Origin of the sequence: Oribacterium sp. KHPX15, from assembly GCF_900107835.1 — a bacterium.
Classification (GTDB): domain Bacteria; phylum Bacillota; class Clostridia; order Lachnospirales; family Lachnospiraceae; genus Oribacterium.
The window spans coordinates 87,597-97,201 of record NZ_FNRG01000015.1 but is presented as its reverse complement, the minus strand read 5'-3'; the positions used below and the strand labels follow the sequence as shown (position 1 = coordinate 97,201).

At 42.9% G+C, this 9,605-nt stretch carries 6 protein-coding genes; 2 read left to right on the top strand and 4 right to left on the bottom strand.

Going from position 1 to position 9,605, the window contains the following annotated elements:
• Window positions 1–402: 402 nt before the first annotated feature.
• From BLV86_RS10415 to BLV86_RS10405, 3 genes are all read right to left on the bottom strand, one after another.
• Window positions 403–1,584, bottom strand: coding sequence for a galactokinase (locus tag BLV86_RS10415; protein WP_090816927.1), 1,182 nt, complete (start codon window positions 1,582–1,584; stop codon window positions 403–405).
• 293 nt (window positions 1,585–1,877) lie between these two features.
• A complete protein-coding gene (locus BLV86_RS10410; protein WP_090816924.1) occupies window positions 1,878–2,825 on the bottom strand; it encodes an AEC family transporter in 948 nt (315 codons plus the stop codon).
• 11 nt (window positions 2,826–2,836) lie between these two features.
• Window positions 2,837–3,574 carry a sce7726 family protein gene (locus tag BLV86_RS10405; RefSeq protein WP_330386223.1) on the bottom strand — a complete coding sequence of 246 codons (738 nt, stop codon included), beginning with the start codon at window positions 3,572–3,574 and terminating at the stop codon, window positions 2,837–2,839.
• Between the two features lie 97 nt (window positions 3,575–3,671).
• On the opposite strand from BLV86_RS10405, the gene BLV86_RS10400 reads away from it, so the two are divergent.
• Both BLV86_RS10400 and BLV86_RS10395 read left to right on the top strand, forming a co-directional pair.
• Window positions 3,672–5,606, top strand: a complete 1,935-nt coding sequence (locus tag BLV86_RS10400) for an SGNH/GDSL hydrolase family protein (protein WP_090816921.1) — start codon at window positions 3,672–3,674, stop codon at window positions 5,604–5,606.
• 310 nt (window positions 5,607–5,916) lie between these two features.
• Entirely contained in the window at window positions 5,917–7,677 is a 1,761-nt protein-coding gene (locus BLV86_RS10395) for an SGNH/GDSL hydrolase family protein (protein WP_090816918.1), read from the top strand.
• Between the two features lie 146 nt (window positions 7,678–7,823).
• Here the strand turns inward: BLV86_RS10395 and BLV86_RS10390 are convergent, their stop codons facing one another.
• Entirely contained in the window at window positions 7,824–9,488 is a 1,665-nt protein-coding gene (locus BLV86_RS10390; RefSeq protein ID WP_090816915.1) for a Na/Pi cotransporter family protein, read from the bottom strand.
• Window positions 9,489–9,605 lie beyond the last annotated feature (117 nt).

The window sequence follows — 9,605 nt, the reverse complement described above, 5'->3', positions numbered from 1 at the left end:
AAGGTGCCTTGTCTCTCGTGAAATGCGACACAGAGTACCGCAACTTCTATCACTCCAAGTATAAAGAAGTGAACAGGCATCAACACAAACGTGCACTCGCATTAACTGCCCGTAAATTTGTGCGGTTAATCTTTCGACTGCTGAAAGATAATCGCCTATATCGAGCAGCGGAATAAGAACTTATTCCTGTTGCTAATACCACCTGCTTCAAAAAAGCTGAAATCGCAGGGTTTATTAAGGTTACCCTTTTTCCAGCAAATGATGCAGAAAATATATCAAAACATTATTATTTTTCACTTGACATCACACCGCTGGACTATAATAGGAACGACAGCACATTTAGAATCGCTTCTCAAGAGCTGACGCCACATAAACTACTTATCTGTTAGTCCATTGCATGATTTAAATCACCTGTGGTCCGTCGCCGATGCTTACAACATAAAATGTACAATCATAGCCGACACGTTTCTTATATGCTTCACCCACAAGCTTCCTAAAGTCTTCAACCGCCTCATCCTTTACGATGGAAACTGTACAGCCGCCAAATCCGCCGCCGGTCATACGTGAGCCGAGAACTCCCGGTACCTTCCATGCCTCTTCCACAAGGATATCAAGTTCCTCACAGCTGACCTCGAAATCATCTCTCAGGGAAACATGTGATGCATTCATAAGCTTTCCAAAGGTTTCAATGTCTCCGGCCTTTAAAGCTGCAACAGCTGTCAGAGTACGGTTATTCTCATATACCGCATGCTTTGCTCTCTTCTGAACAACCGGATCCTTGATGGCATCCTTATGCTTTTCAAAATCCTCGTTGCTGAGGTCGCCAAGGGTCTTGATTCCTGCAACAGAAGCAAGTATCTCTCTTGCCTCCTCACATTCTCTTCTTCTGTCATTGTAAGCTGAACCCACGAGCTTATGCTTCTTGTTTGTATTGGTAACCACCAGCTTCATTCCATTTAAAACTACAGGAGCGTACTCGTAATTAAGTGTCGCGCAGTCAAGGAAGATAGCATTATCCTTCTTACCCATAGCGCTTGCGAACTGGTCCATGATTCCGCAGTTCATACCGCAGTAGTTATTCTCCGCATCCTGACCGATGACAGCAAGGTCAACATTAGTCACATCGAAACCATAGAGGTCTCTCAAAATAAAACCTGTAAGAACCTCGATAGATGCACTGGAGGAAAGTCCTGATCCGTTGGGAATGTTTCCGTAAATAACCAAGTCAATTCCCTTATCCATTTTAAAGCCCCTCTTTTCGAAGGCCCACATAACTCCCTTTAAGTAGGATGTCCAGTTATCATCTTTTAAAGGTCTGAACTCATCAAGGGAGGTTTCTACTACACCGATCTTATCAAGATTGACACTGTAAAAACGCAGCTTACGGTCATCTCTCTTTTTTGCAGCCGCATAGGTTCCTATAGTAAGCGCACATGGAAAAACATGTCCACCGTTATAATCTGTATGCTCTCCTATGAGATTCACACGGCCGGGTGCAAAATAACACTTTACTCCATCAAGGCTTTCTGTGCCGAATTTCTCCTGAAATGCTTTTAAAGCGCCTTCTTTAAATGAAAGATCCATAGGTGTATCCTCCTGTGTATGGGAACAAAATCCCACCTGATATAAACTGATAAAAATTTGTCACCTTTTCATGGAACATTATAAAAATGATAACTTTCGTAGTCAACGCGAAAAAACATCTGAAAATCTTAGATATTCTATCCTGTCTATACCGATAATGTCCCCTTGAAACATCGTCATTCACATGACTAATCTATCATATTTTCGAGGATTTCCTACGGTTTATGATATCTTTGATGATTTCTGCATTTGATATGGTCGAAAACGATCACCACCTTCAAAATCAACCATTTTTAGAAAATCCCCACTGCTGTAAGGCTCATTATCCAGAAGAATATGGTAAACAATGATAAAACCGTACTTATGGCAAGGAGCTGACCCTGAAGTTCCCCGTCTCCTCCCATATTCTGGGCCATTGGGAACGATGCTCCGGCAATAGGGGTCGCATACAGGATAAACGCAATGAAAAGCTCAGGTCCTCTATATCCAAGCATATACATTAAACCAAGAATAAATGCCGGCACCGCCACAAGCTTCAGGAATAATGTCACAACAATGATATTCATATTTTTTCCAATATCAGGTAATGAAAGTGTGGCTCCCAGAATAAAGATGGCAAGCGGCGTTGTCATGTTCGCAAAGTTGCTGATGGGTTTCATGACAGATGCCGGAATCTGCCAGCCTGCAAATTTAAATACAGCTCCGGTAATGGCACCGACTATCAGAGGATTTGTTATTATATTCATCAGTATCTTTTTGACATCCACCTTTGACCCTGCGCTTCTGTCAAAAAGTGTGAAAATGATAACCGCACCAACGTTGTATACAGGAACAATCGTTGCGATAACCAGTGACGCAAGTGCTCCGTAATCCTCTCCGTACATGCTTACACATAAAGGATATGCAAACATCAGGGTATTACTGCGCCATATAGACTGAATGACAACGCCTTTTCTTGGATTCTCCTTTACGAAAACAGGCACCAGTACTATACAAAGCAGGATTATCGCTATGAGAACACCGGTAAATATCGCAATAAGGGACGCATTTTCTCCTAAGTCAATGTCAGCAGAATAAAGGTTGTTAAACATCAGAATAGGAAAAAAAGCCTTGAATACTATCTGATTAAGCCTTGTATAAAATGCTTCGTCTCCATATCCCAAATGTCTTATGATGTATCCATACAACATATAACAAATAAACGGTATTACTGCATTGGCTGCGATAAAAAAGCTCTGCATCGTATTGTCCCTTACCCCTTCTTTGATCCTTTTTTCTTTTTAGCCTTAACTGTATGTGAAACTTTAAGATCCGGCTTTTTGATCAGTTTTCCGTCAGAAGTCAGCAATGAGTGTCCTGCTTTAGGAAGCTTTTTCTTTCTCCTGGGCTTCGCCTTCCTCTTCTCCACACGGAATTTATTGATTTCGTCCAAAACGGTATTATAGTCTCTTTCAAACAGCTCTGTCGATATCTCTTTTCTTAGACAATCATAACTAATTTGGGCAGATATTCTTTTTATGACCTCTTTTTTGCTGAGATAGTCATACTTGTTTTTGAGATTCCGACTGACTATACGCTGTAGCTCCGGCCTCCACAGAAGGCTCAGTTTATCCTCGTATCTGATATGGGGGTTTTCCTTTGGCTTCCTTAATATGTAGAAGTCAGGTTTACCATCCTCCTCATCTATGGTTATGATGCCCCAGTAGTCAGGCACATGCTCCTCTATATGCATGGCATGACTTGTTCCCACTGCAATGTAATTATAGTCAAAGAATCTGTCATAATCCTTTACCTGCCCGGAAAGCCGCACGTAAGTATCCGCATCCGACTTAATCTCTATTCCGTAAATGCTGTCTTCTGTGACCATAACCACATCCGCACGGCTTTTGCCCATGATTTTCTCTTCTATTATTCTGGTTTTCCCATAGGTATCTTCAAGAAAGGAAAACAGGGGTTCTCTAATGTCTCTATCGTACAACATAGCTACCATGATACCACATTGCCCGAAAAAGCATTAAAAAAACTAGAAAAAATTACTATTCCTTTTTATAATTGAAAAAGTATGAATAGATGAGGGATTTTTAATTATGAGTAAAGACGAAAAGAACAATATTTCCGAAACAACAAACGAGCCAGCTACATCTGCCCCACAAGAGTCAGGATCCGGGAACAACTCCGGTTCCACTCTTACAAAGAAAGGCTCAGCACTGCTTGCAGTACTCATACTGATGATAGTTGCCATAATCGGTGCCTTTGGTTATATGGTAAACACTGCCATCACTGAGGATGCCATCGATGAGTCTGTTAATGCAGAACGAATCAATGCTGCAAATGAACGACTCCAGCTTGAGACAGATGCAGACGGAAATATCATCACAAAGGGTAATGGCTCAGAAGCAGCTTCTGCTGTTATTCCGGAAGACAATAGTTTTCTTAATAAGCTTAGTGCAAAGGAGCCGGTTTCAATTCTTGTTATCGGTGACGTTTTCGGCACAGGCGCAGGCGCCAAGGATGGAACAAACTGGACAGACCTTTTGGCATCAGGCATTAATGAAAGTTTTGGATCTGAAGCTTCAGTAAAGAATCTTTCCCTTCCTAATGGAAACAACGCCTACTCTGCATATGTAACTCTCATGAACGAGGCGGCAGGGAACAAGGATTCTGTCTATGATGCGGTTATCGTAGCTTTAGGTTACTATGACGCGCCATTTACATTTGATCTTCAGTATGAAGGCCTGCTTCGTTCCATAAAGCTGCAATATCCTTCCGCAGAGATCATCGGCATGATCGAGTCAGCATCATTAACAGAACCGGGTGGATATTCTGATGAAACAGCAACCTATGCCAGAAATCTTCTTGAGCACTATGGTGCCATCGTTGCAAACATGGGCGAAGCCTTTATGGTTACAGGCGAGGATGTGAACTCTTTCACAGATGACGGCGTTCTTCCAAATGCTGAAGGCCAGAAGCTCTATGCAAACTGGATAGTTCGTAAGATAAACGACAAGCTCAGGAATCCTGAGGAAATCGTTCCTGAAAATAATAATGCTGAGGCTTCAACAACTTCAACATTGGAATCTGACGGAACAATAGCACCTGTTAATCCTGACGCAGCTCTTTACGATCATTACTATTACATCGCATCAGACAGTTTCCAGCGTCTCGACGACTGCAACTTCATCATCAGCGCACAGGAGCTTACAACTCTCGGTTCAGAAACCGTCGGTATGATCGGACTTGATTATGACTACCTTACCGGCAGCAACACCGCCCAGGTAGTCATCGACAATACTATCTTCGGAGGTCTTTCTTTTGAAAGCGAAGGTGTTTCTCCGGAAAGACATATCCGTATAGTGGATAACGATGCTTCCATCAATGACAGTATCGCAGTCAGCTTCGCCACAAAAGAACAGGCAGACTGTTTCCATGGTCTCATCATAACCGGAAACCTCAATTTCAATCAGCCTAAGGACAAGTACGATGAGCTTCCTCTTCCACCTGAAACTACGGCTCCGGAGACCACAGAGGCAGAGACAACTGTAGAAGAAACCACAGAAGCAGAGACAAAGGCAAAGGAAACAACTGCAGCAGAAACCAAGGTTCCGGAGACAACTGCCAAGGAAACCAAGGCAGACAATGATAATAAGAAACAGGACGAGACTACAAAGGAAACAAAGAAAGCTTCCGAAACTCAGGCTCCTGCAAAAAAAGCTGCTCCAAAGCAGACTGAAACTCAAGCAGCAGAAACAACAGCTGCTGTCGCAGAAACCCCGGCTCCTGAAACTGCTGCTGCACAGACTACTGTAGAAGAAACAGCCGCACTGCCCCAGGAAACCGTTGTTCCTGAAACTGCTGCTATAGAAACCCCTGAATCAACCGAGCAGGCTGTCATCAGCGATCCCGCAGATTCTGCCACAATCACGATACCGACAACAGCCTACACTGTCGAGGCCGGTCAGGGAATAGATTTAAGTCAGTGGAATAACGCAGGTCCAACCATAGGCATTACTATCGCTCCATAACTATTCTATACAGAACTTTCGGAGTCCCCGGTCAGTTAAAAACTGACCGGGGGCTCTGTTTTATACGTGCAATCCATCCGTAAAATGTATATCTGCCGGCTACAACCTGCATGTATTCGCAACGCACTATTACCTTATGACGGGATTTTGCGAGAATATTCAAATAAAGTTAATTGATTTTTATCGCCAATGAAAGTATTATTAATCACTGTGTTAATCAGCACCTTGCGCACAAGTAACAATCATTGCGCATCAAACGTGGATGGTCAAAGCATTATCCCTCCACAGCATTGATATTAAGGAGATAACAATGGATTTTAAAACTTTTTTTGAGAATAACAAAAAAGCCTGTATCGGTGGAGCCGCCGGTGTAGCAGTTATCCTGCTTGGCATCGCCGCTATCAGCGGTCAGAACAATTCCGTTAAGACACCTCAGGAGACAACAATAGCTGTAACTGAATCCGATCAGAAGAACGAGACCAAAGAAACCGGAGAATCCGTAGTAACCGGAAATTTTTACGCAAAACTCAATGCCGGAAAGCCTGTATCCGTTTTAGTAATAGGCGATGGATTTGCTGCCGGAAACAATCTTGAGGATTCCTCTAATGCATGGGCCGAGCTTCTTTCTGCAAAGATCACAGAGACCTTCGGTTCCGAGGTTCTGCCGGAGAACCTGTCGCTTCCTTCTGACAACACAGTTTTTTCAGGCTATGCCGTTGCAAATCAGCTCTCTGAAGATGTGGAATATGATGCGATTATTCTTAGCTTTGGAAATTACGATGATCCTTCAAGCTTCGGAATTTTCTATGAAGGTCTTATCCGTGCTCTTGCAAACAAGAGTCCCGATGCAGTCCTCATATCTCTCATCGAACCTTCTTCTGTCACTAACCCTGAAGGCTACGCCGATGATAATGCTTCCGCAATCCAGAATATCACAGATCACTACTACGGTCTGACTGTAGATGTAGCAAAGCTAATGGAAGCAAACGGCAGCAACGCAGCAGATACTGCAGATGACGATAAGGTAAATCAGAATGCTGAAGGAAATGCTGCAGTTGCAGATGCGATCATTAAAGCAATCAAGGAGCATTCAGAAAATGGTGAAACACTCAATACTGCTTCAGATGCTCTCAATGCTGCTTCCGAAACCCTTGAAGACTTTGCATATATATCTGCAAGTGACTTTGAGAAGGTTGATGACACTACTTACGTACTCCTTGCGGATTATGTCCGTGATTATGACGATAACGCCGTATCCGGATTACTTGCTATCGACTATGAATATCTTCCGGGTTCAAATGATGTTTACGTAACTGTTGACGGCAATCCTTTCGGACGCTCCACAGTGGATTTTAAGGGAACAGAGTCAGAACAGCATATCGCACTGATCAATGATGATTTTGAGCCAGCTGAAACCATAACCGTATCCTTCGCTTCCGCAGATGAGGCCAATACATTTGCAGGAATCATAGTTTCCGGTAATGTTAAGCTCCCTATGTCTTATGATGAATTCGAAACAAAGGAAATCCATCAGTTAAGCACTGAGGAAATCAGAGCTCTTTTCGGTGAAAGTGAAGACGAAGACGCTGCCGGAGGACCCGGTTCTGAGGAAACTGAGGCTGTTACTGAAGGAAACCAGGAAGGTGACACAACATATATCGATGGTGCTCTTTATGAGTATCACAATGGTGAATGGTACGAAGTTATAAATGATGACACAGGAAACCCTGATATCGGAGTAAAATCTCAGGTAGCTCCTACAAGATCTGCACATGAAGTAATCACAAACAAAGAGGTAGTTAATTCCTCTTCTGCTGCAGGTACAGAGACTGCCGCTGTTGAAGAAACCACAGTAGCCGAAACTGCTATGACTGAGTCTTATGCTGAAACTGTTGCTGAAACCGCAGCAGAGACTGTTATGGAAACTCCTGCAGAAACAGCTTATACAGAAGCAGCTGCAGCAGAAACCACAGGCTATGAAGTTCCAGTTGAAACACAGGCAGCTTCCGGCGACTATGCAGTAAATGGAACCGATTTGAACGGCAATGCAATTGGAAACATTGCAGGATAATCAATAATCCAAGACATCAAAAAAGCAGATAAAAAAACGGCCTCCAATCTTTAGATCTAATGATTGGAGGCCGTTTTTTTATCTGCTTTTTGTTATATAACGTTTTTTAGTATCAAAAAACAGCCTTGGCTGTTTTTAAATTTGAATTATCCTGCCTTTTCGTTTCTGCGGTTTTTCGCATCATAAAGTGAAAAAGCGATATTTGTTGCGTGATCTCCTACACGCTCAATTCCGGAAATGATATCTGAGAAGAATACACCTGCCTGTGCAGAACACAAACCTTCGCTGAGGCGCTGAATATGCTTGTTCTGAAGCTCACGCTCAAGCTCATCGGTTTTATTTTCAAGATCTCTTACCTTTTCCATGTTTGTCATATCACCTGTAACAAACATGTCCAAAGAATCCTTCATAAGCTCCCTAACAATAGCCATCATGCCTTTGAGTTCCTCTTTGGCATCCGTTGATAGATGAACGTCTTTTTCATTAAAATACTTAACAATGTCAGCTATATCCTCTGCATGATCTCCGATTCGCTCTATATCCGAGCAAACATGGAAATAACCTGCGATGAGATCCGCATCACGCAAAGGAATGGCGTTCTGGTTGATCTTAGTCATGTAAGTATTGATCTGCTCACAAAGCCAGTCGATATACTTTTCTGTTTCATAAACCTTTTCGATTCCTGAAGCATCTTCGTTAAGAAGACAATCCATGGCTGTGGCAAGGTTGGTGAAGGCAGCATTAGCCATCCTCTCCATCTCCTGTTTAGCCATATAGATGGCAACCGCAGGGTTTGGAAGCTTGTTGAGATTGATGTATCTGAGCTTGAAAACATCCTCGCTGTCTTCCTGTTCCTCGCCGTCCTTAACAAGAACATAGGTAAGCTTGATGATCTGATCCATAAACGGATAGAAAACAACCACCTGGAATACCTTGAAGATAAAGTGGGCAAACGCAATGTTTCGTCCCAGGGATCCCGGATCATCTCCGGTTCCTGATATGGTTCTTATGATGGTTTCGATCTGCGGTGAAAACAAAAGCAGAAGGACAAACATCAGAATTGTACCGAAAATATTGAAAAGCAAGTGAATGAGTGCTGCACGCTTTGCGTTATTATTTCCCTGAAGCGCTGTGAGAACCGCACTTGAGCAGGCTCCGATGTTACATCCAAGGATGATGAACATACATATCCTGAGATCCACAAGTCCCATGGAACCCATAACAACGAGGATTGAAACAGTAACTGAAGATGACTGAACAATCGATGTTATGACAAATCCCATAAGTACGCCAAGCACCGGATTGGTAAAGCTTGACAGGAAGGTTATGACTGCCGGAATCTCTCTGAGGGCTGCCATGGAACTGGACATAGTGGATATACCCACAAACAAAAGTCCGAATCCCATCACTATCTCACCGGATTTCTTCACCGTAGGATTGGGGATGAAGTTCATCATCACAGCACCGAAGAAAACAAATATAGGTGCTATGGCAGATAGCCTGAAGGCTACGAGCATTGCCGTAATTGTGGTACCAATGTTGGCACCGAGTATAATTCCGCAGGCATTGGAAAGGGCCATCAAACCGGAATTAACAAAGGTTACAACCATAACCGTCGCCGTACTGGACGACTGGATAACAGCTGTAAAGAACATTCCGACAAGCACTCCCGTCAGTCTTGTTCTCGTAAACGTCTCCAGTATCTTTCGAAGCTTGTTACCTGCAACCTTCTCGATACCATGACTCATCATGTACATGCCTGCTATAAAAAGACCAAGTCCTCCTATCAGGCTCACCAAAATCGAAATCATGTGATTCTCCTCTGTTCTGTTTTTATGAACTTTGCTGAAACGCCATTCCTCTTAAGTATATCTTACAATCCTCTTTTTAAATAGAGGGATTTCATAGAAAGCATTTAAAAAATATCA